Genomic DNA, 25,582 nt, shown 5'->3' on the forward strand with positions numbered 1-25,582 from the left:
ACTGAATGGCGCCAAGAGGTGCAGCTGATCCTTCATGCACTCGGCTAGCACGATTACTCACAGTGCACTGATCACACAACCTGAGCCAGAACCCGTGAATTGATGGCAGGGGCGGCAGGATTCGAACCTGCGACCTTCGGTTTTGGAGACCGGCGCTCTGACCAGCTGAGCTACACCCCTTCGGTGAAACCAACCATGACACGACAGGGTCTGAAGATCCACTGATTTCTGCGGTCAACCGGGTGGAATTTCGGCGGCGACGTGCGCACCGGATGCCTTGAGCCAGTCGATCAGCTCGACGTCCTCGCTGTTCAGAGCGATGTCGAGCGGCGTCAGCCCGTCGTAGCCGATCCAGTTGATGTCCGCTCCTTGAGACAACAGGTATTGCGCCGTGGACAGTTGAGCGCGGGGCGGGTCTCCAGGAGGCTCCGCAGTGCGGACAGGTCGCCGCCGCAGATCGCGGCCGCGACCGAGACGGCGAGCGGGTCGCCGGCTTCCAGCGTCTGGGGCCGCATGGGGCGTCCTCCCGTAGGCTGCCGACCGGCCTACGAGCCCTCCGGGCCCACCGCGGCCGGTACCCCGGCCCGGGCGGGCGGAGCGGCTGCCGAACGACCGGCGCAGCGAGCCGTCGCCACCGCCTCGGCGTTCTGCGCACCCGCCGGTCGACGTGCCCGCGCCGCACCGATTTCCGGCCGCCCTCTTGACCACTCTGGTCCAGACCAATAGTTTCCGGCATGCACCGCGCACGCGCTCACGCCCCACTCCCCGCATCCGCAAAGGAAGCCCATGCGCCGCAGCATGCTCGGCAAACTGGCCGTCGCCGCCTGCTCCCTCTCCCTGCTGACCGCCTTCGCACCCTCCGCCGGCGCCCATGGCGACGGTGGGAAGGGACACGACCGCTCGTACAAGAAGGTCGGCTACTTCACCCAATGGGGTGTCTACGGACGGGACTTCCAGGTCCAGGACCTCGACGCGAACGGCTCCGCCGGCAAGCTCACCCACATCAACTACGCCTTCGGCAACGTCAGCGCCGACGGCAAGTGCTTCACCGGCAACGTCCCCGGTGAAGCCGATGCCTGGGCCGACTACGCCCGGCCCCTCGACGCCGCGAACTCCGTGGACGGTGTGGCGGACACCTGGGACCAGCCGCTCGCCGGCAACTTCAACCAGTTGCGCGAGTTGAAGGCGAAGCACCCGGGCCTCAAGGCCCTGATTTCCCTCGGTGGTTGGAGCTGGTCCACGCACTTCTCGGACGCCGCGTTGACGCCCGCCTCCCGCAAGGCCCTCGTGACCTCCTGCCTCGACCTCTACATCAAGGGGAACCTGCCGCAGGACGGCGCCCGCGGCGGTGCGGGCGCCGCGGGCGGTGTGTTCGACGGGATCGACCTCGACTGGGAGTGGCCCGGTTCGGCCGGTGACGCGGACACCAAGTTCCGGCCGGAGGACAAGGCCAACTTCACCGCGCTCGTCAAGGAGTTCCGCACCCAGCTCGACGCGTTGGCGAAGAGCCAGAAGCGGAAGGCGAAGTACGAGCTGACGGCCTACGTCCCGACGGCGACGGCCAAGATCGACGCGGGCTTCGACGTCCGCCGGATCATGCGCGACTTCGACTTCGTGAACCTCCAGGGCTACGACTTCCACGTCTCCGGCGAGGGGACCACGGCCCAGCAGTCCGCGCTCCGCGCCCGGAACGACTTCAGCGTCGACGGCACGGTGGAGGCCTGGAAGCGGCGTGGCGCGCCCGCGCACAAGCTCGTGGTGGGCATGCCGTTCTACGGGCAGGGCTGGACCGGCGTCAGCGGTGGCGGGGACGGCATGGGCCAGCCGGCCACCGGCCCGGCGCCGGCCACCTGGGCCGCCGGGTACGAGGACTACAAGGAGCTGAAGAAGCTCGCTGCCTCCGGGTCGTACCAGGTGCACCGCGACCGTCGTGGCGGCCATGCCTGGCTCTTCGACGGCACCACGCTGTGGACGTACGACGACCCGCAGGTGCTGCGCACGAAGACCGCCTACGTCCGCGAAGAGGGCCTGGGCGGCGCGATGTTCTGGTCGCTCGACGCGGACACCGCCGACGGCGAGCTGATCACCGCCGTGGACCGCGGCCTGCGCGGCCGCTGACCGGCGCCCCCGCGGGGGCCCTGCAGACCGGCGCCGCCGGGCCGCGGACACCGATCCGGCCCGGCGGCGTCACACCACGTACCACCCCGCCCGGCCCGTACGACCCCGCGCACACCGGGCCGTGCGGGGCCGTACGGGCCGTACGGGCCGGGGAGCGCGGCCCACGAACCCACGGCCGCTGCGCGGGAGTCGCCCCGGCAGGCCGCCGGCCGGCTTCCTCCGGCCGTTCGGCGCCCGGTCGCCCCGCGTCCCGGCCGCGGGCCGGACCGGGACACCCGGTACGGTCACCCGATGACCACCGAAACGATCGCCGCAGCCTCCGCGGGGACCTGGCAGCTCGGCGACCTGACCGTCAACCGGATCGGCTTCGGCGCGATGCGCCTCACGCACCTGGCCGACGGCTCCCCCTCGGACCGCGCGCGCGTGACCGGGGTCCTGCGGCGCGCCGTCGAGCTCGGCGTGAACCACATCGACACCGCCGCGTTCTACTTCTCCCCGCTGCGCTCCGCGAACGAGCTGGTCAACCGGGCGCTGGCTCCGTACGCCGACGACCTCGTCATCACCACGAAGGTCGGACCGGGCTGCGACGCGTCCGGTGCGTGGTGGTGGGCGGAGCCCGGGCAGCTGCGCGGGCAGGTGGAGGAGAACCTGCGCCAGCTGGGCCGCGACCACCTGGACGTGGTGAACCTGCGCATCGCTCGCCGCGAGACGACCGGGTCGATCGCCGAACACTTCGGCGCGCTCTCCGACCTCCGGACGGCCGGGCTCATCCGTCACCTCGGCCTGTCCAACGCCCGGCCCGACCACCTCGCCGAGGCCCGGGCCATCGCGCCGGTGGTGTGCGTGCAGAACCCGTACGGGATCGGTTCCCCGGCCGGGGACCACGCGTTCCTCGACGCGTGCGGGGAACAGGGCATCGCCTTCGTCCCCTTCTTCGCCATCGCCGGGGCGGGCCGGGAGGCGGGCGTGATCGCGGACGACGGCGAGCGGGTGCGCGCCGTGGCCCGGGCCCACGGCGTCTCGGCGGCGCAGCTGCGCCTCGCGTGGACGCTGGGCCGCGGACGGCACGTCCTCGCCATTCCGGGGACCGGCAACCCGGACCACTTGGAGGAGAACCTCGCGGCGGGGGCCGTCCGCCTGTCACCCGGGGAGATCGCGCTCCTGGGCGCGGCGGAGCCGACGGCGTAACGGCCCCGCGGACCCCGCCGCGCCCCCACCGGCCACGGCCCCGGCTACCGGACAGCCCCCTCGCCGAGGCCTCCGCCGCGGGTCGCCTCGTGGGTCGCTCCGTGGCTCGCTCCGTGGGCCGCCGCCAGCGCCGCCGTCTCCGCGAACGCGGGGACGCACCCGGTGCCCCCGCGCCCGGACACCGAGAGGGACGCCGCGGCCATGCCGTACGCCACCGCGTCCGCAAGGCGGTCGCCGAGGGCGATCCGGGCGGTGGTGGTACCGGTGAAGCAGTCCCCCGCGCCGGTCGCGTCGACGGGGGCGGGGTTGACGGGTACGGGGTGGTGCGCGACCCGTCCGCCGTCGTCGAGCAGCAGCGGGCCCGCGCCCGCGGTGACGGCCACCGTGCGGGCGCCGAGCGCGCGGCAGCGGGCCACGGCCGTACGCGGGTCGGCCGTGTCCAGGAGCGCGAGCGCGTCGGCGGGGCAGGACGTCTTGAGCAGCCCGGTCAGCGGGGCGATCAGGGCGAGCAGCTCCCGGGCCTCGGTCCGACCGGTCAGCCGGGAGCGGAAGTTGGGATCGTACGAGAGGTGCCCCCCGGCCCCGTGCACGGTCCGGGCTGCGGCCAGCACCGCGTCTCGGCTCCCGCGCGAGAGCGCGCCGGTGATCCCGCTGGTGATGAGCGCCTTCGAGCCGGTCAGCAGCGCACGCCAGGAGTCGACGTGGGCGGGCGAGAGGGTGGAGCCGGCGCTGTGGGTGCGCCAGTAGACGAACTCGCGGTCGCCCTCGGTGTCGGCGCCGAGCAGGTAGGCCCCGTTGGGGCGCGGGGCGCGGCGTACGTGGGAGACGTCGATGCCGAGGTCGGCGGCGCGGCGCAGCAGCGGGATGCTGAGTTCGTCGTCTCCGACGACGGCGAGCAGGGCGGTCCGGGCCCCTGCGGCCGCGGCGGCTGCCGCCGCGTTGAGGGCGTCCCCGGAGTAGGAGATGCGGGCCGGGGTGCCGTCGGCAGCGGCGCGCAGGGCGGCGTCGGCGTGGACCTCGACAAGGACTTCGCCGAGCACGAGCACGTCGTACCCGGTCACGCCCGCCCCTCCGGGACACGGCCGCCGCCGGCGACACCGCCGGCGCCACCGACACCGGCCTCGGCGCCGGAGCAGTCGGCGCAGCACGGGCCCGCCAGCGCGGCGAACACGGCGGCCAGTTCACCGGGGTCGTCCGGCAGCCCGTTTCCGATGCCGACCGCACCGGCACCTGCGGCGAGCCAGTCGCGTACCTCTTCGGGCCGGATCCCGCCGGTGGGGATGATCAGGGCCTCGGGCAGGACGGCCTTGAGGGAGCGGATGAACTGTGGGCCGCCCACGTGGGCCGGGAACACCTTCGCCGCACCGGCGGACCGGACGGCCGAGGCGACCTCCCCGGGAGTGAAGCCGCCCTCGATGAAGACCGCGGACCGGCGGGCGGCGGCCGCCCGGACCTCGGGGGCCGGGTACGGGGAGATCAGGAACGCCGCACCCGCGTCCAGGGCGGCCTCGGCCTGGGCGGTGGTGGAGACGGTGCCGACGCCGACGAGGGCGGGACGGCCGTGGGCGTCGGCAAGCGGGACCGTGCGGCGGACGGCGTCGGCCCAGCCGGGCGTGGAGGTGGTCAGCTCGACCGCGCGGCAGCCTGCGGCGAGCAGGGCCGAGGCCCTCCGGACGGCTGCGTCGGCGTCGGGGCTGCGCAGCACCGGCAGCAGCCGCTGGGCGGCTATCACCGCGTACGGGTGGCAGGACAAGGAACCCTCCCGCTCGTTCCACGTAGTGGAACGAGGTATCGTGTGCCGGAACCAGTTGGTCTAGACCCTACACAGGACGGGAGTTCCCGTGTCACCGAACGACCCGATCGACCGGCCGACGGACAGCCCCACGGACCAACCGACGGACCGAGCGACGGACCAGGCGACGGACCAGGCGACAGACCGGCCGACAGACCGGCCGACGGACAGCGCCCCGGACGACGCGCGCGGCGGACGGACCTCCTCCGCCGGGTCGGCGCTGGAGAAGTCCCTCCGCATCCTGGAAGCGGTCGCGGCGCCCGGCGGCCCGCACCGGCTGGCCGACGTGACGGCGGCGGCGGCCGTGCCCAAGTCGAGCACCTTCCGTATCCTCGCCTCGCTGGTCGAGCAGGGCTTCGTACGCCAGGACTCCGAGAGCCGCTACGGGGCGGGTCCGCGGCTGCGCGGCCTGTCCGCTCTGGTCACCGGCGGGGAACCGGCGAGCATCGGGCGCATCCTCGGTGAGCTCCAGCAGACCACCGGCCAGACCGTGCACCTCGCGCTGCACAGCGGCGAGACCATCACCTACATCCAGAAGCTGGAGAGCGACCAGCCGTTCCGCACGGCGTCCCGCGTCGGCATGCGCATGCCGCTGCACACGACCGCCATCGGCAAGAGCATCCTGGCGCACCTGCCCGAGGCGGAGGTCCGGGGGCTGATCGCCGCCGCCGGACTCCCGGCGCGGACTCCGCGCACGCTGACCACCGCCCGGGAGCTGAGCGCGCAACTGGCCGAGGTGCGCGCCCGTGGCTTCGCCCTGGACGACGAGGAGAACGAACCCACCATCCGCTGCATCGGTGCGGCGGTCCTGCGGCCGGACGGCCGCCCGGTCGGCGGGGTCAGCGTCACCACCGTCACCTTCCTGGTCTCGCGCGAGGAGATCGAGGCGTACGCCCCTGCCCTGCGCAGCGCTACGGAGGCCCTGGCTCCGCTGCTGTGAGCCCGGCGCGGAGCGCGCGTGCGCGCCACAGGTGGCGGTGGCCCGGCTCCAGGAACTCCCCGGCCTCCACCAGCACCCGGGACAGCAGCGCGGAGGCCTCCCCCCGCCGCCCGGCGGCGATCAGCGCCCGCGCCCACTCCAGCCGGGAGTGCACGACGTGCGGGTGCTCCGGGCCGAGGACGCGGGCGCGGTCGGCGGTCAGGGCAGCCCAGGCCCGCACGGCCTCGGCGGTGCGCCCGGTACGGGCCGCCAGCGCCGCCTGACCGGCGCGGACCGCCAGGGTGTGCGGATCGTCGGGGCCGAGCCGGCCCTCCGTGTCCGCGAGCAGCGCGGCCCACTCCCGCCCGGCGTCGGCGGGTTCCGCCCGGCGGTACCAGATCAGGCCGCGCCGTACGGCCAGCACCCGGGGGTGGTCCGCCCCCAGTACGGGCACGGTGTCGGCCAGCAGGGACGCCAGTTGCCGGGCCGCAGAGCGGGGGTCGCCGGACTCGCCGGTGAAGAACGCCAGCTGGTGACGGGCGGCCAGGGTGTCCGGATGCCCCGCGCCGAGCACGGCCCGGGCGTCGGCGACGAGCAGCCCGAACCGCGCGGCGGCGGCGCGGGGATGCCCAGCCTCCCCCGTGAAGAAGGCCAGTTGGTGACGGGCGGCCAGGGTGTCGGGGTGGCGGGGGCCGAGCCGCAGTTCACGCCGCCGGGTGATCGCGGCCAGGTCGGCGGCGGCCCGGCGCGGCCGGCCCGCGTCGCCGACCGCGAGCGCGAGGGGCAGCTCCGCCTCGGCCACCCCGCCCCGCCGGGCCGCGGTGAGGGCCCGTACCGCGCGGGCTGGCCGCCCTTCCTGACGGGCGACGAGGCCCAGGTCGTACGCGTCCCCGGGCCCGGCGCGGACCAGCAGCCCCTGCCACAGGTGCTCGGGAACCGGCCCGAGCCCCGGCGCGTCCAGCAGGCGGCGGTCGGCCGTGTACCCGAGCCGGTCGCTCCCGGCCAGCAGCCCCCGCGCGGCCGCGCCGGGGACCGCCTCGCACGCCCATGCCAGGGCTTTCGCGAACGCCTCCTCCGCGTCCCGTCCGGCTGCCGCAGCGGCGCCTCGGCCGACATCCGCTCCGGAACCGCCGCCGAGGGTCCCTCCCGGAGCCCCCTCGGAACGGCCGCCGAACGCGTCCCCGGGACCCCGGCCCGACCCCGCCCCGAAACCCCCGCCGGGGGTCTGCCCTGCGCGCCTCCCGCGCGCCTCCTCCGGAGCCGGCCCGCACGCCCCGCCCGAAGCCCGCCTCCCGCAGTCCGCCCCGGACCCCGGGCCGGTGCCCCCGTCCGGCGCGGGGTCCGGGGCGGACTCCGCGCCGTCGGGCGAGGGCAGGTAGGCCGGGTACAGCGCCCGCAGCCACGCGCGGGCCACCGGGCGGCGCAGCCCGGCCCGCCGGCAGTCCACCGCCGCGGCGACCACGGCGGCGCCGCCCGGCTGGGCGCCGGGGGGCGGGCCGCCGGTCCACCGGGCCACCAACCGCTCGCCGCCCGCCAGGACTTCGGCGGGACCGCGGCCCTCCCCCGCATCCAGGGCGGCCCCGATCCGCGGGTCCTCCCGGCGGGCGGCCGCCCTGCCCAGTTCCCGCGGCGTCCAGGACCGGGCGAGGGGGACCACGACCGCGCGGCCGAGCAGGTCGTACTCGGCCCGCCAGGCACCCCGGTCGCAGCCGGTGAGCCGGCTCGCCTCGCGCGCCCGGTACCGCCGGTACTCCGCGGCCCGCATCGTGGCCACCACCACCGCCCGGCGCAGCCCGTCGAGGTGCGCGGCCGTGAGGCCTCCGGCCCCGAGGTGGTCCTCCAGGCCGTCCAGCCACAGCACCGCGCGCCGCCGCCGCGCGGCGACCCGTACCGCCTCGGGCAGGGCGGCACGGGAGAGCGGCCGGACGAACGCGTACCGGGGGTGAACGGCCCGCACCACCTCGTACGCGAGCCGGGTCGCACCGGCGAGGGCCTCCCCCACCACCAGAACGAACCGGGGGCCGGGCTCGGCGAGGGCGGCCCGCAGCAGGGTCTCGGCGTCGCGCGGCACGTACGCGGGCGGTCCCCCCGGGCCCTCGGCCGGGTGCGCCCCGGCCCGCTCGGGCGGTACGTCCCGCAGCAGCGGAATCCGGCCGCCCGGAGTCCGCCACACGTCCGCGTCCGCGCGGGGCCCGCCCCGCGCGGATGCGTTCCCGCGCGCCGGTGCGGTCTGCCGCGGCGAGAACAGCTCCGGTAAGAACTTCGTGGTCGAGAAAGATGCCGACATGCCGCCCCCCACATGCCCCGTGTCGTCCTATGGTTCCCCGTAAGTCCGTTCGACTACCCCAACGAACCTGCGGGAAGCCGCAGTTCCCCGGATCGGATGCGGCCGTGCACCGCGCGGCCGGTCACCGCGCGGCCCTGCACCGCCCGGCCCTGCACCGCCCGGCCCCCGCGACGAGGACGAGGCGGGTGCGCACCGCTTCGCCGACGGCCCAGCCGCAGCGGACGGCCGCGAAGGCGAGGGCCAGCGCCGGCAGGGGCAGCAGCTGGAGCGCGTGCATGCCCACGAAGTGGGCGATCCTCAGGTCTCCCCCGGTGGCGTCCCGCCCACGCAAGCCCCGGGACCGCACGAAAGAGAGAATTCACTTTGCGCATAGGCGCGTTGAGCCGCACCACGGGCGTACCGGTGCCCACGATCAAGTTCTATCTGCGCGAAGGCCTCCTGCCGACGGGCAAGTTGAGCAGCCCGAACCGGCGCATTACGGCGAACGGCACGTCCGCAGAATGAACTTGATCCGCGCCCTCACCGACGTCGGGAGCCTGCCCCTGGCCGCCGTCGGCAAGGTGGTGGAGGCGGTGGAGGACCTGGACCGTCCGGTGCACGGAGCGGGTGGTGGTCGGCACCGTCCTGGGGGATGCGATGCCGGCCTGCCTGCGGCGGCTCGCCCAGTCGGACGCATCGGCGCGGCGCTACCCGCGCCCGGACGCCCCGGAGGCGGCCCGGCCGACTTCGGGATAGACGTTCGAGAGGGACGCGAACGAGGGACGCGCGGGAGGGACGTCCGGAAAAAGTGTTCGAGAAAAGCGTTATCGAGGCCCCTCTCGACGGTCTCCCAGGTATCGGGCATCATCGACCGCCGGTACGGACAGGGAACATCACATGAGTACTCAGCACACGGCAGCGCTGGTGGCAGCGGCCCGCGCGGGCGATCCCCGCGCCCAGGACGAGCTCGTCAGCACCCACCTGCCGCTCGTCTACAACATCGTCGGGCGGGCCCTGAACGGGTCCTGCGACGTGGACGACGTGGTGCAGGACACCATGCTCCGGGCGCTCGACGGACTGGGCGGCCTGCGCGCGGACGACAGCTTCCGGTCCTGGCTCGTGGCGATCGCGATGAACCGGGTACGGGCGCACTGGCAGGCCCGCCAGAACGGTCTGGGCACGAGCGGCCTGGAGGCGGCCGAGGACGTCGCCGACCCCGGGGCCGACTTCGTGGACCTGACCGTCGCCCGCCTCAACCTGGCGGGCCAGCGCCGGGAGACGGCCCGCGCCACCCGGTGGCTGGAGCCGGACGACCGGGCGCTGCTGTCGCTGTGGTGGCTGGAGTGCGCCGGCGAGCTGACCCGGGCGGAGGTGGCCGCCGCGCTGGAACTGCCCCCGCAGCACACGGGGGTGCGGGTGCAGCGGATGAAGGCCCAGCTGGAGGCGGCCCGGGTGGTCGAGCGGGCCCTGGACGCGCAGCCGCCGTGCGAGGAGCTCCGGCAGGTGACCGCGGGCTGGAACGGGGCGCCCTCCGCCCTGTGGCGCAAGCGCATAGCCCGCCATGCCCGGGAATGCGTACGGTGCTCCGGCCTGTGGAGCGGCCTGGTTCCGGCGGAGGGCCTGCTGGCCGGTCTGGCCCTCGTGCCGGTCTCGGCGGCCCTGCTGGCAGGGATGCGCACGGCCGGGGCGGCCGGCTTCGACCACGCGGCCGCGGCCTTCGCCGACGGCTCCGGGGCGGACTTCGCGAACGCCGCCACCCAGCTCACCCCCACCGTGTCGGGCCCCGGCCGGGCGGCCCGGCGCCGCGCGGGCGACAAGGGCGGAGCGCCCGCCGGTGGACCGGCCGCCGGCGGGCCCGGTTCCGGCGAGGCGGTCGCGGCCTCCCGCGGCGCGCTGCGCCGGCGCCGCCGCAGCCGCCGCCAGGTGGTCGGCGGCGCCGTGATCGCCGCCTGTGTCGCGGGCGGCGGGCTGGCGTACCTCGGCACGCTCCCCGGCTCCGGCACGACCGAGGCCGGCGGCAGCGTGTCCCCGGCACCGCTGGCGGCGCTCTCGGCCACCGGCCCCGGCGCGCCCCTCCCCAGCGGCCCGGCCTCCGCCTCGGCGCCGGAGTCCTCCTCGCCCTCCCCGTCGCCGTCCGCGTCGGCCTCGGCGGCGCCCTCCACCGCACCGAGCCCGAGCGCGAGCCCGACGCCGCAGAGGAGCCGCTCCAGCGCCCCCGCCCCCAAGCCCTCGGCCCCGGCGCCCGCGCCGGCTCCGCCGGGCGTCGCGGGCCAGGTCGTCGCGCTGGTCAACAAGGAGCGCGCCACGGCGGGCTGCGGTCCGCTGAAGGAGGACCCGCAGCTGCGCGCGGCCGCCCAGGGCCACTCCGACGACATGGCGAAGCGGGACTTCTTCTCGCACACCAGCCCGGACGGCGCGGACCCCGGCAAGCGGACGACCGCGGCCGGGTACCGCTGGTCGACGTACGGGGAGAACATCGCCAAAGGCCAGCAGACGGCCCAGTCGGTGATGGACTCCTGGATGAACAGCTCGGGGCACCGCGCGAACATCCTCAACTGTTCCTTCAAGGACATCGGCGTCGGCATCCACCAGGGTGCGGGCGGCCCCTGGTGGACGCAGAACTTCGGGGCCCGCTGAACGGTCCCGGAACCCCGGCCCCGCCGGGGTTCCGGGGGTTCGGCGGATCCTAGTGGTGGAAGCCGGACCTCGGCTCCGTCGCCGGGACCGGCGGCGGAGAGGCCGTGAGGTGCTCCACGGCCCGGCGCAGGTCCTCGACGAGCAGGGCGATCTGGTCGCGGGTCACGCCGTGCCGGACGAGGACGCGCTGGATGACCGTGTCCTGGCGGTCGGCCGGCAGCGGGTACGAGGGCACCTGCCAGCCCCGCATCCGCAGCCGGTCGGAGAGGTCGTAGAGGCTGAACCCGGCCGCGGCCGGGTCGGTGAGGGTGTAGGAGACGGCGGGCAGTGCGCTCTTGCCGTCGTACAGGAGGGTGAACGGCCCCATCGCGGCCACCTCCCCGGCCAGGTACTGGGCGGTTTCGGCGCAGGCCTGCTGGACGCGGCGGTAGCCGCCCCGGCCGAGGCGCAGGAAGAGGTAGTACTGGGCGATGATCTCGCCGCCGGGGCGGGAGAAGTTGAGGGCGAAGGTAGGCATGTCGCCGCCCAGGTAGTCCACGTCGAAGACGAGTTCCGCGGGGAGCAGGTCCGCGGTGCGCCAGACGATCCAGCCGACGCCGAGGGGCGCTAGCCCGTACTTGTGGCCGGAGGTGTTGACGGAGGCCACGCGCGGCAGCCGGAAGTCCCAGACCACGTCGGGGTGCAGGAACGGTGCGACGAAGCCGCCGCTGGCCCCGTCGACGTGGATCGGGACGTCCCAGCCGTGCTCGGCCTGGATCCGGTCGAGTGCGGCGGCGAGCTCCGCGACCGGCTCGTAGTCGCAGGTGTAGGTGACGCCGAGGATGGCGACGACGCCGATCGTGTTCTCGTCGACGTGCGCGGCGAGCTGGTGCGGACGCAGTCCGGTGGCGCCCTCTTCCAGGGGGACCTGGCGCAGCTCGACGTCGAAGTACCGGGCGAACTTCTCCCAGCAGATCTGCACCGGCCCGCAGACCAGGTTGGGCCGGTCGGTGGGCAGTCCCTGGGCCCGGCGGCGCTCGCGCCAGCGCCACTTCAGGGCGAGCCCGCCGAGCATGGCGGCCTCGCTGGAGCCGGTGGTGGAGCAACCGGCCGCGGTGGTGTTCTCGGGGGCGTTCCACAGGTCGGCCAGGATGTTGACGCAGCGGGACTCGATCTCGGCGGTCTGCGGGTACTCGTCCTTGTCGATCATGTTCTTGTCGAGGCACTCGTTCATCAGGCGGTGCACGCCGTCGTCCGACCAGGTGGTGCAGAAGGTGGCCAGGTTCTGGGCGGCGTTGCCGTCGAGGAGCAGCTCGTTGTGGAGGAGTTCGTAGACGACCTCGGTGGGCGAGTGGTCGTCGGGCATCCGGTACTTCGGGAGGATCTGGCCGCTGAGGGCGGACGCGAACACGTCCGAATCGGCGTCAGGGCCCCATACGTCCTTCGTCTCATGGAGAGCCATATCGGGACTATAGGGTAATAAGCCGCACACCCGACTGAACCGCCCTGGGCCTCCCTTCAGCAACCTTCACGGACCGACCCGGGCGACACCGCGGGAAGAAGTCCGCCACCATCGGGGACGGCTGGAGGCGCGTACGGCACGCCCCGCGACGGAGCTCCACGAGCGGTCGCGGGCGGTTCGCGGGCGGTTCGCGGGCGGTTCGCGGTGCGGCTTCCGGCCGACTCTGCGATGTGACCCCTCCCATAGGGGCCCGGGTCCGCCGAAGAAATTACTGCCCAGTAGGGTTACCCGCGTAGATCTTCCCGTCCGCACCGCTGGAGCCGGTACGAACGGGAAGATCATCCAACTTGTTCTACCAGCAACTTATCCTTTCATGTCCGGATACAGGCCAACCGTGTTCCGTCCACTGATACCTCTTCGCTCCATGAACACGATCACCCGCCGGCAGGCCTTGGGAACCTCTGCCGGTGTACTCACCGCACTCGGCCTCGCCGCTGCCGCCACGAGCGCCAGCGCCGCCCCCGCCCCGTCCACACCCACCGACGCGGGCACGGTCAACGAGGTCTACAAGGGCCGCCGCATCCAGATCACCCCGGGCGCGGGCGGCCACCACGGCGGCCACCACTCCCCCGGCCAGCCCACCATCCGAATAGACGGCCGCGAACTGCACGTGATGCGGAACGCCGACGGCACGTGGATCAGTGTGGTCAACCACTACGAGACCTTCGCCGACCCGACCTCGCTGGCCCGCGCCGCCGTGCGCGAGCTCCAGGGCGCCACCCTCGCCCCGTTCGCACCGATGGGAGGCGCGGCATGACCGTGCGCAAGAACCAGGCCGCGCTCACGCCGGAGGAGAAGCGCGCCTTCACCAACGCCCTGCTGGAGCTGAAGCGAACCGGTCGCTACGACCGGTTCGTCACCACCCACAACGGCTTCATCATGAGCGACACCGACTCGGGCGACCGGGTGGGCCACCGCTCCCCGTCCTTCCTGCCCTGGCACCGCCGCTTTCTTCTCGAGTTCGAAGCGGCGCTGCAGGCGGTGGACGCGACGGTGGCGCTCCCGTACTGGGACTGGACCACGGACCGCACCTCCCGTTCCTCCCTCTGGGCGGCCGACTTCCTCGGCGGCACCGGACGCGCCCGCGACGGACAGGTCCTCGACGGACCGTTCGCGTACGCGACGGGCAAGTGGAACGTGAACGTGCGGGTGGACGGGCGCGCGTACCTGCGCCGGGCCCTCGGCGAGGGCGTCGCCCAGCTGCCGAGCAAGGCCGAGGTCGACGCCGTGCTGGCCATGCCGGTGTACGACGCCGCCCCCTGGAACAGCTCGTCGAGCGGCTTCCGCAACAACCTGGAGGGCTGGCGCGGCGCCAACCTGCACAACCGGGTCCACGTGTGGGTCGGCGGCCAGATGGGCACCGGCGTCTCGCCCAACGACCCGGTGTTCTGGATGCACCACGCCTACGTGGACAAGCTGTGGGCCGACTGGCAGGCCCGCCACCCCCAGTCCACGTACCTGCCCGCGGCCGGCACGGCGAACGTCGTGGACCTGCGCGACACGATGCGGCCGTGGAACGACGTGACCCCGGCCGACATGCTGGACCACCGGAAGTTCTACACGTTCGACACCGAGCCCGCCGCGGCCGCCAGCCAGCGGTAGTGCAGTTCGGGGCGGCCGACCTGGCCGTACCGGGGGGTGCGGTCCGCGCGGCCGCTGTCCACCAGGTGCTCCAGGTAGCGGCGGGCGGTGATCCGGGAGATCCCGGCCGCCTCGGCCGCCCCCGCCGCGGTCAGCCCCTCGGTCGCCGCCCGCAGCAGGGCGGCGACCCGGTCAAGGGTCGGCGCGCTCAGCCCCTTGGGGAGCTCGGCGGGGCGGGGCGCGCGCAGGGCCGCCATGGCCCGGTCCACGTCGTCCTGGCCGGCCGCCTCGCCCGCCGTGGCGCGGAACTCGGCATAGCGCAGGAGCCGTTCCCGCAGGGTGGGGAACGCGAAGGGCTTGAGCACGTACTGGACCACGCCGAGGGAGACGCTCTCGCGGACCACGGCCAGGTCCCGCGCGGAGGTCACGACGATCACGTCGACGGGGTGTCCGGCGGCGCGCAGCCCGCGCGCGAAGCGCAGGCCGTGCCCGTCGGGCAGGGTCAGGTCGAGCAGGAGCAGGTCGACGCGGGTCCGGTCCAGGACGCGGGTGGCCTCGGCGAGCGAGTGCACGGCGCCGACTGCGGTGAACCCGGGCACCCGGCCGACGTAGAGCGCGTGCGCGTCGGCGGCCACCGGGTCGTCCTCCACGACCAGCACCCGCACTTCCCCGCCCGTCATGCCCGGTCCCCGTCGGGCCGGGCCGTCCGGGGCTCCGGCCCCGCCGCCGCCCGGGAGTCCTGCCCGGCGGCGTGTCCCGCCCGCCCGCCCGGGGCCTCGCGCGGCGGGCCCGGGCCCTGCCGGGGCACCCGCCGGGCGGCCTGTTCGGGCACCCGACCGGCGGCCCGGCGCTCCCCCGCCGGGTCGCCCCCGGTCTCCGGCGCCGCGGCCGCCAGGGGAAGGCGTACGGTGAACTCCGCGCCGCCGCCCGGTCCCTGCGCCGCGGTGACCGTGCCGCCGTAGCGGTCGGCCACCTGCCGGACCAGCGCGAGGCCGAGCCCGCGCCCCTCCCCCTTGCCCGACCAGCCGCGGCGGAACACGTCCACGCCCTCCGGGAGCCCGGGGCCGTTGTCCGCGACCCGCAGGAGCAGTTCGCCGCCCGCCGGACGCAGTGTGACCGCGATCCGCGCGGCCGGTACGCCCGCGACGGCGTCGACCGCGTTGTCGATCAGGTTGCCCAGCACCGTGACGAGGTCGCGCGCCGGCGGCAGTCCACCGCCCGCGGCGAGCCGGCGGCTGTCCGGGGTTACGACGAGTTCCACGCCCCGTTCGTGCGCCTGGGCGGCCTTGCCGAGGAGCAGCGCCACCAGGACCGGCTCGCCGACCGCGGTGATCACCTCGTCGGTGAGCGCCTGCGCCAGCTCCAGTTCGGCGGTGGCGAACTCCACCGCCTCCCGCTCGCGGCCGAGTTCGATGAGGGAGACCACCGTGTGCAGCCGGTTGGCGGCCTCGTGGGCCTGCGAGCGCAGCGCCTGGGTGAAGCCGCGCTCGTGGTCCAGCTCGCCGGTCAGCGACTGGAGCTCGGTGTGGTCGCGGAGCGTGATCACTGTGCCGCGGCGGCCGCCGCCCGCGACGGGCGAGCTGTTGACGACGAGCACCCGGTCCGCCGTCAGGTGCACCTCGTCCACCCGCGGGCGGTCCGCCAGCAGGGCCCCGGTGAGCGGAGCGGGCAGGCCCAGGTCGGCGATGGCCGCGCCCCGCATCCCGCCGCCCAGGCCGAGCAGTTCGCGCCCGGCGTCGTTGACGAGGGTGATCCTGCGCTGCCCGTCGAGCATGAGCAGTCCCTCGCGGACCCCGTGCAGGGCCGCCTGGTGGTAGTCGTACATCCGGCTCAGCTCGGCGGCGTTCATCCCGTGCGTGTGGCGGCGCAGGCGGGCGTTGACCACGTACGTGCCCATGCCGCCGAGGGCGAGCGCGGCGGCGGCGACCCAGGCGAGGGCGGCGAGCTGCGCGGCGAGCCGGTCGCTGATCGCCCGGACCGTGATGCCGGCGCTGACCATGCCGATGACCCGGCCGCCGTCGTCGAGCGGGGTGACCACGCGGATCGAGGGGCCCAGCGTGCCCGTGTAGGTCTCGCTGAAGGATTCGCCGCGCAGGGCGGGGGCGGTGTTCCCGAGGAAGGGCTCGCCGATCCGGCGCGGGTCGGGGTGGGTCCAGCGCCGGCCGTCGGGGGCCATGATCGTGACGAAGTCGACCCCCGAGTCGACGCGGACCCGCTCCGCGTAGGGCTGGAGCCGGGCCGAGGGATCGGCGCCGCGCACGGCCTCCCGTACGGCCTCGCGCACGGACGGGGAGTCCGCGACCGCGTGGGCCACGGCTCCGGCCTGGCGGCGGGCGGCCTCCTCGGCCTGGCCTCGGGCGTTCGCGTACGCGAAGACGGCACAGCCTGCGACGACCACGGCGACCAGCAGCACCTGCATGGCGAAGAGCTGGCCGGCGAGGCTGCGCGGCGGACGGGGCAAACGGAACATGACGCTCAGTGTGCACCCGGCCGTGAACTCAATGAACGCAAGGGTGACCGGGGTCACATCGGCGGGCGATGGTCCTCCCGGGACGTATTCACCACCAGGAGGCATCGTGGCCGCCAGGCGCGACAGAACGCACTATCTCTACATCGCGGTGATCGCCGCGGTGCTGCTCGGCATCGCCGTCGGCTTCGCCGCACCCGGCGTGGCCGTGGAGCTCAAGCCGCTGGGCACCGGCTTCGTCAACCTCATCAAAATGATGATCTCGCCCGTGATCTTCTGCACGATCGTGCTGGGCATCGGATCGGTCCGCAAGGCCGCCAAGGTGGGGGCGGTGGGCGGGCTCGCGCTCGGCTACTTCATGGTGATGTCCACCGTGGCCCTCGCCATCGGCCTGCTGGTCGGCAACCTGCTGGAGCCGGGCAGCGGCCTGCACCTGACCGAGGCGGCGCGCAGCGCGGGCGAGGCGCAGGCCAAGGCGGGCGGGGCGGAGAGCACCTCGGAGTTCCTGCTCGGCATCATCCCGACCACGATGGTGTCCGCCTTCACCGGCGGCGAGGTGCTCCAGACGCTGCTGGTGGCGCTGCTGACCGGATTCGCGCTGCAGGCCATGGGCGCCGCGGGCGAACCGGTGCTGCGCGGGATCGGACACGTGCAGAAGCTGGTGTTCCGGGTACTGGCGATGATCATGTGGGTCGCCCCGGTGGGCGCCTTCGGGGCGATCGCGGCGGTGGTCGGGGCCACCGGCATCGACGCGTTGAAGTCACTGGCCGTCATCATGATCGGCTTCTACGCGACCTGCCTGCTCTTCGTCTTCGTCGTGCTGGGCACGCTGCTGCGGGTGTGCACCGGGGTCAGCGTGTTCGCGCTGCTGCGCTACCTGGGCCGGGAGTTCCTGCTGATCCTCTCGACCTCCTCCTCGGAGTCGGCGCTGCCCCGGCTGATCGCCAAGATGGAGCACCTGGGCGTGTCGCGCCCGGTCACCGGGATCACGGTGCCTACGGGGTACTCCTTCAACCTGGACGGGACCGCCATCTACCTGACGATGTCCTCGCTGTTCGTGGCGGAGGCCATGGGCAAGCCACTCGCCCTCGGCGAGCAGATCTCCCTGCTGCTGTTCATGATCATCGCTTCGAAGGGGGCGGCCGGGGTGACCGGCGCCGGGCTCGCCACCCTCGCCGGCGGCCTCCAGTCGCACCGGCCGGAACTGGTGGACGGGGTCGGGCTGATCGTGGGCATCGACCGGTTCATGAGCGAGGCCCGGGCCCTGACGAACTTCGCGGGCAACGCGGTGGCGACGGTGCTCATCGGAACGTGGACGAAGGAGTTCGACCACGCGCGCGCCGGCGAAGTCCTGGCGGGACGCCTGCCGTTCGACGAGAGCACCCTGGTCGACGACGCGCACGGCGGCGACTTCGGCGGGGCCGGAGGCGCCGGGAAGGACACCGGTGAGGGCGCCGGGAAGGATGCCGTACCGGTGCAGCCGTACGGCGACAAGGACGGCGTCCCGGCCTGACCGGAACGCCCGCACGGGAAGGCCGGGCCGGGCTCGCCCCCACGGTGCCCAGCCCGGTCGGACCCGGCACAGACCACACATCTCACCCATACTCGGTTAGCCGCCACCGATAAACGAACCCCCGTCTTGCAAAAGGTACTTCCGCACCGGGGCATGTGTCTGACATCTTGCGTCCACCACTCGTTTCGTACGGCCCGGTAGGTGCGACCCACCGGGTCATCGGAGGACGCATTGATACCCCACATATCCAGCAGACCTCGACGCACCCTGGTGCTGGCCGCCGCCCTGGGTGCGGCGCTCGCCTTCGGGGCCCCCGCCGCGCTCGCCGGTACCGCCCCGGTCTCCCCCGCCGCCCCGGCCCCGGCCCCCGCGCCGCAGGCAGCGGCACCGACTTCCCAGAGTGCGACCTGGGCCGCCGGAACCCGCGCCTACCTCGTGATCACCGCCCCTGGTGACAGCTCGGCGGTGCGCTCCGCCGTCACCGCCAACAGCGGCACGGTCTTCGCGTACTACGACGCCATCGGCGTCATCGTCGCCCACTCCTCCTCGGCCTCCTTCGCCGCCACCCTGCGCGGCGTCAGCGGAGTCCAGCAGGTCGGCGCCACCCGCACCTCCGACGTACCGGCGGACGCCTACAACCCGGCGCTGCCCGCCAACCCGGCGCAGTCCGCGACCGGCTCGGGCGAGCCCGTCCGCGCCGACATGACGCAGATCAAGGCCGACCAGGCCTGGGCCGTCACCACGGGCTCCGCCGGCGTCAAGGTCGGCATCCTGGACACCGGTGTGGACGACCAGCACCAGGACCTGGCACCGAACTTCAACGCGGCGGACTCCGCCTCCTGCGCGTACGGCAAGGCGGACACCCGCGCCGGCGCCTGGCGTGACGTCGGCACCCACGGCACGCACGTGGCCGGCACGGTCGCCGCCGCCAAGAACGGCAAGGGCGTCATCGGCGTGGCCCCGGGCGTGAAGATCTCCTCGGTGCGCATCGCGGAGCCGGGCTCCTCGCTCTTCTTCGCCGAGAACACCGTCTGCGGCTTCATGTGGGCCGGTGACCACGGCTTCAAGGTCACCAACAACAGCTACTACACCGACCCGTGGCAGTTCAACTGCCCGGACAACGCCGACCAGGCCGCGATCATCGAGGGCGTCAAGCGCGCCCAGGAGTACGCGGAGGGCAAGGGCTCGCTGCAGGTCGCCGCGGCCGGCAACTCCAACCTCGACCTGGCCAACAAGACGACCGACACCGAAAGCCCGAACGACTCGACGCCGGTCACCCGCACCATCACCAACGCCTGCCTGGACATCCCGACCGAGCTCCCGGGCGTGGTCACGGTCTCGGCGATGGGCACCACCGCGAAGGCCTCGTACTCCAACTACGGCCTGAACGTTGTGGACATCACAGCGCCCGGCGGCGACGGCACCGGCATCTACAGCACCCTGCCGGGCGGCAAGTACGGCAGCATGAGCGGTACGTCGATGGCCTCCCCGCACGTCGCGGGCGTGGCCGCGCTGCTGGCGAGCACCAACCCGGGCATCACCCCGGCGCAGCTGCGCGACAAGCTGGCCACCCAGGCCAACGACGTCGCCTGCCCGTCGGACACCCGCTGCAAGGGCACCACAGCCAGGAACGGCTTCTTCGGCGAGGGCCAGACCGACGCCCTCAAGGCCGTCGGCTCCACCCCGCCCCCCGGCAAGTTCTTCGAGAACACGGGTGACTTCGCCATCGGCGACAACACCACGGTCGAGAGCCCGGTCACGGCGAGCGGGGTCACGGGCAACGCCCCGGCCACGCTCAAGGTCGGCGTCAGCATCGTGCACACGTACATCGGCGACCTGAAGGTCGACCTCGTGGCTCCCGACGGCTCCGTGTACACGGTGCACAACCGCTCGGGCGGCAGCACCGACAACATCAACCAGACCTACACGGTCAACGCCTCCTCGGAGGTCGCGAACGGCACCTGGAAGCTCCGGGTGAACGACAACGCCGGCGGCGACACCGGCAAGATCGACTCCTGGAGCCTCACCTTCTAGGACGACGTCGCAGTGCTGCTGCGGGGCCGTCGAGGGCAGTGCAACTGCGCCCGACGGCCCCGTTTCGGTTTCACCCGCGCGCCCGGCGGATCCCCGCTCCGGCGGGGGCACCGCTGGGCGGGCGCGACGCCTACCCGGTCCGCAGGACGCAGTCCCCGCAGAAGCCGCCGCCCGGCACCTTGTAGTAGAGGCAGCAGCTGTTCCGGACGAAGGCCACGCCGAGCCCGGGCTCGTGGAGGAAAGTGCCGGTGCCGGCCAGCGGCCCGCTGCCGGCCAGCAGCGCGGCCGCCGCGTCCACGGCCGCGTCCCCCTCGATCCGGTCGGTCAGCACCCGCAGGGCTCCGACGAGCCCCGAGGCGGCGTTGCCCCGCAGGATTTTGGGCGAGACCCCGAACCGTTCGCGCAGGCCTGTGTCCAGCAGGTCCAGGTTCCCGAGGACGGTCTGCGCCAGCGCCCCGGCCGGCAGCGCGCCGGGCTCGGGCAGCCACAGTTCCAGCGAGCCCGCGCGGGGCAGCCGCCACCACACCCGGCCGGCGTCCAGATCCGGCACCCGCCCGGCCAGCGCGAGGCACCCGAGTCCGAGCGACCACAGCCGCGAGGCGATGCCGAACTGCGCGGTCGAGGCGGCCACCCGGTCCGGTCCGGTGCCGATCCGGCGGCCCACCTCGGCCACGTACGGTTCCAGGTGTTCCCCGTACAGCTCGCCCAGCGGCCGGAATCCGGGGCCGGGCGGCTCCTTCCCGGACGGAACGGCGAAGAAGGGCCCGACGGCGGCCAGCCGTCGCAGTACGTCGTCCAAGGTCAGGCTCCCGGTCCGGTGCCGGGAGCGCGCCCGGCGCCCGGTTCCCCCACGCAGTGCATGCCCCGATGATCTCAGGCACGGGCCGGCGCCCGGCGGGGCGGGCCCCGGCCGGACGGCTTCACCTCCACGCCCACGGCGTTGACCAGCAGCGTGAGGTGGCCCGCCGCGGCCGGGGAGCGGCGCCACGACACGGTCACCGCGTCCCTCGACGACGCCGACCGCCTCGACGTGCCCGCGCGCGCACCCCGCTGCTGCACCTGGAGCGGATCCGGCTGCTCAGCGCCGTTGGGCACCCGGCACACGACGAAAGACCCCGGACCGGGTCACAACCCGGCGAGGAACTCCAGCAGCACCCGGTTGAAGGCCTCCGGCTGCTCCACACCCGGCAGGTGGCCCGCCCCCTCGATGACGGCGAGCACCGAGTGCGGCATCAGCTCGTGCAGCGCCCGCGCCTCGGCAACGGGGGTGTAGACGTCGTCCGCGCCGACCACCACCAGGCAGGGCTCGCCCGCGGCGGCGAGCACCGGCCGGTAGTCCGGACGCTCCGCGCGGCCGCGCAGGGCGGCGGCCGCGCCCCGGGGATCGGTCGCGCGCATCATCGCGCCCACATGCGCGGCGGCGGCGGGCATCCCGGTCACGTTGTAGGGCGCCAGCATCTTGTCGATGACCTCGTCGGCGTACGGCCCCATTCCCTCCGCGAGGAGCCGCTCGGCAGCCGCCCGGCGGAACTCCGCACCCTCCGGCGTCTCCGGAACCGGGGACGTGTCGGAGAGGACGAGGGCGCGTACCAGACACGGGTGGCGCAGTCGCATCTCCATCGCTATCTGCCCGCCCATGGACACACCGCCGACGACCGCCTGTCCGATTTCCAGGCGGTCGAGCAGAACGGCCAGGTCGTCCGCCATATCGGCGAGCATGGCCTTGCCGGGGATCACCGGGCTTTCCCCATATCCCCGCAGGTCAGGAGTGATGAGCCGGTAGCCGGCGGCGGTCAGCGCGGCCGTCTGTGGGGCCCACATCGTGCGGTTGAACGGATGTCCGTGAATCAGGATTACGGGCGTCCCGGGGCGGGGACCGAGATCATCGAAAAGGAGTCGCGCGCCATTGCCGAATCGGGGGTTCATGAGAGGACTTTAAGGGGCTACATTGAGCCACTCGCGTTCACCTGACAGCCCGTTGCCTTTCACTCGTGTTTTGCACGGGGGGCGACGTCAGGGACGCAGACTGTGCAACCACCCCACCGCCTAGAAGGACCGAAGGCTCCGTGCCCGTACCCGTACTCCTCGCCGGCCGCACCGTGCGGCTCGAGCCCCTCGCCCCCCACCACACCGAGGCCCTGGCCGTGGCCGGGGCCGAGGATCGTACGACTTACGCCTTCACCCCCGTGCCGCACGGGCTGCAGGCGTCCCACGAGTACATCGACCGTGCCCTCGCCGATCAGGCGGCGGGTCGATCGCTCCCGTTCGCGGTGGTCAGAGCCACCGACGGACGGGTGGTCGGTTCGACCCGGTTCCTGGAACTCGACTACTGGCAGGGGCCCCTGGTGTGGCCCGCCGTGCCGGGCGTCCCGTTCGGCGATCCGGCGACGGCGATCCCCGATGCCGCCGAGATCGGCAATACCTGGCTGTCCCCGGGCGCCCAGGGCACCGGCATCAACACCGAGGCGAAGCTCCTCATGCTCCGCCACGCCTTCGAGACCTGGGGCGTCCGGCGTATCTCCCTGCGCGCGGACGCCCGCAACGGCCGCTCCCGAGCCGCGATGGAACGCCTCGGCTTCACCTCCGAGGGGGTCCGCCGGGCCCATTCCCGGGGGCTGGACGGAGCGGTCCGCAGTACGGCCTTCTACTCGATTCTCGACGAGGAGTGGCCGACCGTGCGGTCGGTCATCGAGCTGAAGCTGTCGCCCGCGGCGCAGCGCAAGCGGCGCCGCAGGACCCTGGTGCCGGCCTAGTCCCGGCCCGGTCGCTCCCGGCCCGGGCCCTCCCGGCCGGGGCCTGAACGGTCCTGCGCCGCGCCTTTCCCGTCCCCCGGCCTTCCTCGATCACCCCGCACCGAACCGTCCGCCCGCACGACTCCGGTCCGGATCAGTCGAGGAAGGCCGGGCCCAGGGCCGAGGACATGAGCGGGGCCGGGGCGCCGGTGCCGTCGGCCGGCAGGGAGTACAGGTCCGCCCCGAAGTCCCCCGGGAGGGAGTAGACGACGGTCCGGTCGTCCGCCCACACGACCTGGTCGTCGGCGCTGCGTTCCTCGGCGAGCGGGGTCTCCGCCAGCGTGTCCAGCTCCAGGGCGTACAGCCGCCACGGTGCTTCGGCCGGCCGCCCGGGCACCCGCTTCTTGAACACCACCCGGGTTCCGTCGGGCGACAGCGACGGGCACTCCGCGTTCTCGCGCAGCGTCGTCACCGTCCGCGCCACCAGGTCCCCGCGGACCAGGTGGGTCCGGCCGCCGGTGGCCAGGGTCGCGTAGAAGGTCCGCTCGTCGGCGGCGAAGGTGACCCCCCAGAAGTTCACGTCGGCGCTGCGGTACGGCTTGCCGTCCCGGACCACCGCGAAGTCCTCCAGCGAGGCGTCGAGGCGGCCGGTACGCAGGTCGACCACGGAGGTCCGCGTCGAGAAGTCGGTACCGGCGTACGAGTCCCCGCCGACGAAGACCGTCCACGCGGCGAGGTGTCCGCCGGGCGAGACCCGGGCGCGGGTCGGTATGCCGGCCAGCGGGTACGCCGCGACCTCGGCGAGCCGGGCGTCCAGGACGACGGCCCGGTAGCCGCCCTGGACTCCGTCCCCGATAGCCCGGAGGCAGATCCCGGTGCCGGCCGCCGCGTGGAAGCGCAGACAGCTCACCCCGGAGGCGGTGCGGTCACCCCCGGGCTCGGCGGCCGGGACGGTGGCGAGTTCGTCGCGGTGCGGGCCCCAGGCCATGGTGCGGAACACGATCCGCCGGCCGCCGTCGCCGGGGGCCAGGGACACCGCGCCCCGGGAGACCCGGAAGCCGCCCTCCCTGGCCCGGTCCTTCTCGTCGGCCCGGGAGGAGGCCCGCAGCACGGCGCCCACCGCCACGGCGGCGAGCAGGACGAGGACGACGGCGAGGATCGGCATCCGGCGCTGGAGGGTCATCAGGGCCTCTCGGTACGGGTGCGCGCCCGGTGCCTGCCCGGCGCGGCTCGGGAGCTCCGGGCGGAACGGTCCGGCGGCTGCGCGGACGCACCGTACCCGGCGGACCCCGAGGGGGCCAGGGCCGGTCGGCCAACGGACCGGAAACTTCGCGGGTCCGGCGGGAGCCGGGCAAGGTCTTGGCCTAGAGCACCCCAAGAGAAGGGAAAACGCGGAACCCTGGCATGCTTTCGTACATCCTTCGAACGGAAGGAACCCACGCCAGACCACCCCGCCCCACCCAGGCAGCACCACCTCCGGAGAGCCACCGCACATGTCGTACGCACCCGACGGGCAGCAGCACCAGCCGTACCGGCCGGAAGGGCGGCAGTCCCGGCCCCAGCCGCCCCACGGCGGACAGCAGTACGGGCAGCAGCCGCACCACGGGGCGCCGCAGCCACCGTACGAACAGCAGCGGTACGAGCAGCAGCCGTACGGCCAGGAGCGGCACGGGCAACAGCCGTACGGTCAGCAGCCGTACGGCCAGGAACCCTACGCACAGGAGCAGTACGGGCAGGAGCCGCCGGAGGCCCCGCGCCCCCGGAAGTCCCGGGTCCGCCGCTGGGTGATCGCCGGCACGTCCGTCCTGGCGCTCGCGGGCATCGCGGCGCTCGTGATGAACCACTACGAGATACCCCCGTTCACCGACAAGGGCGCGGCGGTCTCGTTCGGCCGGCCGCCCGCGGCCGACTCCGGCAAGGCCGGCGCGGAGGCCCCGCAGCCGGTGAACTCCAAGATGCTGATGCCCACGGGCCCGGCCGCCGACTTCAAGAACGCGGCGACCCTGGCGGACGGGACGCACATCGCCGTCACCACGCTGGACGGCAAGAAGTCGGGCTTCAAGGGCAAGGTGTGGGTCTGGGCGCCCAAGGAGTACAACGATCCGAAGTTCGCCAAGAGCGGCTTCCCGGTGATGATCGCCCTGCCGGGCGGCGCCGGATACCCGAGCAACTACTGGATGGGCACCGATCTGGGCCTCCAGACCAGCATCAGCAAGTGGTACGCGGAGGGCAAGAGCAAGCCCTTCATCCTGGCGATGCCGGTGCTCAACCCCGGCCCGGACGACAAGGGCGTCTACTGGGACGCCTCCGACATCCCCGGCCAGCCGAAGATGGGCACCTGGCTCACCGAGGACGTGCCGGACCTGATGAAGGCGAACTTCCGCACCGTCAAGTCCCGTGACGGCTGGGCGTTCATGGGTTCGTCGACCGGCGGGTTCGCCGGCCTGAAGGCCGTGCTGAAGCACCCGGACAAGTTCAAGGCCGTGATCGCCTCCGGCCCGGACGTCGTCCCGGACTCCTCACTGTGGAAGGGCCACGACAAGGAGAAGGCCGAGAACAACCCGGAACTGCTGGCGAAGCAGCTCATCGACAGCAAGGGGCCGGACGTCTACCTCGCCTTCCAGGTGGGCGACAGCGAGAACAACAAGAAGACCCTGCCCGACGTGCAGAAGTTCATCGCCACGTACGGCAAGGGGCCGGTGCACACCACCCTGAGGGTCATCAAGGGCGGCCAGCACAACGCCAAGACCTACGTCCCGAACATGGGCGAGGGCCCCATCCAGGAGATCAGCAAGGTGATGGAGGGACCGGTGGAGTAGCCTCCGCCTCCCCCG

23 protein-coding genes and 1 tRNA gene are annotated in these 25,582 nt (G+C 73.7%); 11 read left to right on the forward strand and 13 right to left on the reverse strand.

What is annotated here, in order from left to right:
* Positions 1–103 precede the first annotated feature (103 nt).
* Positions 104–180: transfer RNA gene (locus tag ACFWTC_RS27090), tRNA-Trp, on the reverse strand.
* Between the two features lie 54 nt (positions 181–234).
* The gene (locus ACFWTC_RS27095) at positions 235–378 is read right to left on the reverse strand and encodes a hypothetical protein (protein ID WP_384029308.1); all 144 of its coding nucleotides are present in this window, start codon (positions 376–378) and stop codon (positions 235–237) included.
* Between the two features lie 408 nt (positions 379–786).
* Here ACFWTC_RS27095 and ACFWTC_RS27100 point away from each other — a divergent pair, with 408 nt between their 5' ends.
* Both ACFWTC_RS27100 and ACFWTC_RS27105 read left to right on the forward strand, forming a co-directional pair.
* Positions 787–2,118, forward strand: a complete 1,332-nt coding sequence (locus ACFWTC_RS27100) for a glycoside hydrolase family 18 protein (protein WP_383921710.1) — start codon at positions 787–789, stop codon at positions 2,116–2,118.
* A 291-nt stretch (positions 2,119–2,409) separates the two neighbouring features.
* Positions 2,410–3,306, forward strand: coding sequence for an aldo/keto reductase (locus ACFWTC_RS27105; RefSeq protein ID WP_384029310.1), 897 nt, complete (start codon positions 2,410–2,412; stop codon positions 3,304–3,306).
* A gap of 44 nt (positions 3,307–3,350) precedes the next feature.
* Here the strand turns inward: ACFWTC_RS27105 and ACFWTC_RS27110 are convergent, their stop codons facing one another.
* Together ACFWTC_RS27110 and ACFWTC_RS27115 are read right to left on the reverse strand one after the other, a co-directional pair.
* Positions 3,351–4,367, reverse strand: coding sequence for a PfkB family carbohydrate kinase (locus ACFWTC_RS27110; protein ID WP_383921715.1), 1,017 nt, complete (start codon positions 4,365–4,367; stop codon positions 3,351–3,353).
* A complete protein-coding gene (locus ACFWTC_RS27115) occupies positions 4,364–5,059 on the reverse strand; it encodes a bifunctional 4-hydroxy-2-oxoglutarate aldolase/2-dehydro-3-deoxy-phosphogluconate aldolase (protein ID WP_384029312.1) in 696 nt (231 codons plus the stop codon). Before ACFWTC_RS27115 ends, ACFWTC_RS27110 begins: the two co-directional genes overlap by 4 nt.
* A gap of 88 nt (positions 5,060–5,147) precedes the next feature.
* Between ACFWTC_RS27115 and ACFWTC_RS27120 the strand changes: the two genes are divergently transcribed.
* Positions 5,148–6,038 carry an IclR family transcriptional regulator C-terminal domain-containing protein gene (locus ACFWTC_RS27120; RefSeq protein ID WP_383921720.1) on the forward strand — a complete coding sequence of 297 codons (891 nt, stop codon included), beginning with the start codon at positions 5,148–5,150 and terminating at the stop codon, positions 6,036–6,038.
* On the opposite strand, the gene ACFWTC_RS27125 is transcribed toward ACFWTC_RS27120, so the two are convergent.
* Complete coding sequence (locus ACFWTC_RS27125; RefSeq protein ID WP_384074755.1) at positions 6,010–8,304, reverse strand: hypothetical protein; 2,295 nt, start codon at positions 8,302–8,304, stop codon at positions 6,010–6,012. The genes ACFWTC_RS27120 and ACFWTC_RS27125 overlap by 29 nt on opposite strands.
* A gap of 121 nt (positions 8,305–8,425) precedes the next feature.
* Positions 8,426–8,587, reverse strand: coding sequence for a hypothetical protein (locus ACFWTC_RS27130; RefSeq protein ID WP_383921724.1), 162 nt, complete (start codon positions 8,585–8,587; stop codon positions 8,426–8,428).
* A 119-nt stretch (positions 8,588–8,706) separates the two neighbouring features.
* Here ACFWTC_RS27130 and ACFWTC_RS27135 point away from each other — a divergent pair, with 119 nt between their 5' ends.
* Positions 8,707–8,808 carry a hypothetical protein gene (locus tag ACFWTC_RS27135; RefSeq protein ID WP_383921891.1) on the forward strand — a complete coding sequence of 34 codons (102 nt, stop codon included), beginning with the start codon at positions 8,707–8,709 and terminating at the stop codon, positions 8,806–8,808.
* A 372-nt stretch (positions 8,809–9,180) separates the two neighbouring features.
* Complete coding sequence (locus ACFWTC_RS27140; protein WP_383921727.1) at positions 9,181–10,920, forward strand: sigma-70 family RNA polymerase sigma factor; 1,740 nt, start codon at positions 9,181–9,183, stop codon at positions 10,918–10,920.
* Between the two features lie 49 nt (positions 10,921–10,969).
* Here ACFWTC_RS27140 and ACFWTC_RS27145 read toward each other — a convergent pair whose 3' ends face one another.
* Positions 10,970–12,361 (reverse strand): glutamate decarboxylase, encoded by a 1,392-nt coding sequence (locus ACFWTC_RS27145; RefSeq protein ID WP_383921730.1) that lies wholly within the window; start codon positions 12,359–12,361, stop codon positions 10,970–10,972.
* Positions 12,362–12,785: 424 nt separating this feature from the next.
* Between ACFWTC_RS27145 and ACFWTC_RS27150 the strand changes: the two genes are divergently transcribed.
* On the forward strand, positions 12,786–13,178 hold the full coding sequence (locus ACFWTC_RS27150) for a tyrosinase family oxidase copper chaperone (RefSeq protein ID WP_383921733.1): 393 nt from the start codon (positions 12,786–12,788) through the stop codon (positions 13,176–13,178).
* On the forward strand, positions 13,175–14,023 hold the full coding sequence (locus ACFWTC_RS27155) for a tyrosinase family protein (protein ID WP_383921736.1): 849 nt from the start codon (positions 13,175–13,177) through the stop codon (positions 14,021–14,023). The genes ACFWTC_RS27150 and ACFWTC_RS27155 overlap by 4 nt, the downstream gene beginning before the upstream one ends.
* On the opposite strand, the gene ACFWTC_RS27160 is transcribed toward ACFWTC_RS27155, so the two are convergent.
* The gene (locus tag ACFWTC_RS27160; protein ID WP_383921739.1) at positions 13,978–14,682 is read right to left on the reverse strand and encodes a response regulator; all 705 of its coding nucleotides are present in this window, start codon (positions 14,680–14,682) and stop codon (positions 13,978–13,980) included. The genes ACFWTC_RS27155 and ACFWTC_RS27160 overlap by 46 nt on opposite strands.
* Positions 14,679–16,472: an ATP-binding protein gene (locus ACFWTC_RS27165; RefSeq protein WP_383921742.1), complete on the reverse strand. Its 1,794-nt coding sequence runs from the start codon at positions 16,470–16,472 to the stop codon at positions 14,679–14,681. The genes ACFWTC_RS27160 and ACFWTC_RS27165 overlap by 4 nt, the downstream gene beginning before the upstream one ends.
* 106 nt (positions 16,473–16,578) lie before the next feature.
* Between ACFWTC_RS27165 and ACFWTC_RS27170 the strand changes: the two genes are divergently transcribed.
* Complete coding sequence (locus tag ACFWTC_RS27170; protein WP_383921745.1) at positions 16,579–17,982, forward strand: cation:dicarboxylate symporter family transporter; 1,404 nt, start codon at positions 16,579–16,581, stop codon at positions 17,980–17,982.
* Between the two features lie 270 nt (positions 17,983–18,252).
* The gene (locus tag ACFWTC_RS27175; protein ID WP_384029336.1) at positions 18,253–20,016 is read left to right on the forward strand and encodes a S8 family serine peptidase; all 1,764 of its coding nucleotides are present in this window, start codon (positions 18,253–18,255) and stop codon (positions 20,014–20,016) included.
* 130 nt (positions 20,017–20,146) lie between these two features.
* Here the strand turns inward: ACFWTC_RS27175 and ACFWTC_RS27180 are convergent, their stop codons facing one another.
* From ACFWTC_RS27180 to ACFWTC_RS27190, 3 genes are all read right to left on the reverse strand, one after another.
* Positions 20,147–20,815 (reverse strand): (2Fe-2S)-binding protein, encoded by a 669-nt coding sequence (locus ACFWTC_RS27180; protein ID WP_384029316.1) that lies wholly within the window; start codon positions 20,813–20,815, stop codon positions 20,147–20,149.
* 74 nt (positions 20,816–20,889) lie between these two features.
* The gene (locus tag ACFWTC_RS27185; RefSeq protein WP_383921751.1) at positions 20,890–21,015 is read right to left on the reverse strand and encodes a hypothetical protein; all 126 of its coding nucleotides are present in this window, start codon (positions 21,013–21,015) and stop codon (positions 20,890–20,892) included.
* Between the two features lie 126 nt (positions 21,016–21,141).
* Positions 21,142–21,942: an alpha/beta fold hydrolase gene (locus tag ACFWTC_RS27190; protein ID WP_384029318.1), complete on the reverse strand. Its 801-nt coding sequence runs from the start codon at positions 21,940–21,942 to the stop codon at positions 21,142–21,144.
* A 140-nt stretch (positions 21,943–22,082) separates the two neighbouring features.
* On the opposite strand from ACFWTC_RS27190, the gene ACFWTC_RS27195 reads away from it, so the two are divergent.
* Positions 22,083–22,769, forward strand: coding sequence for a GNAT family N-acetyltransferase (locus ACFWTC_RS27195; protein ID WP_383921757.1), 687 nt, complete (start codon positions 22,083–22,085; stop codon positions 22,767–22,769).
* 133 nt (positions 22,770–22,902) lie between these two features.
* On the opposite strand, the gene ACFWTC_RS27200 is transcribed toward ACFWTC_RS27195, so the two are convergent.
* Positions 22,903–23,931: a TolB family protein gene (locus ACFWTC_RS27200; RefSeq protein WP_384029319.1), complete on the reverse strand. Its 1,029-nt coding sequence runs from the start codon at positions 23,929–23,931 to the stop codon at positions 22,903–22,905.
* A 310-nt stretch (positions 23,932–24,241) separates the two neighbouring features.
* Between ACFWTC_RS27200 and ACFWTC_RS27205 the strand changes: the two genes are divergently transcribed.
* Positions 24,242–25,567 carry an alpha/beta hydrolase-fold protein gene (locus tag ACFWTC_RS27205; RefSeq protein WP_383921763.1) on the forward strand — a complete coding sequence of 442 codons (1,326 nt, stop codon included), beginning with the start codon at positions 24,242–24,244 and terminating at the stop codon, positions 25,565–25,567.
* Positions 25,568–25,582 lie beyond the last annotated feature (15 nt).

It is taken from the genome of Streptomyces sp. NPDC058619 (assembly GCF_042717785.1).
GTDB lineage: Bacteria > Actinomycetota > Actinomycetes > Streptomycetales > Streptomycetaceae > Streptomyces.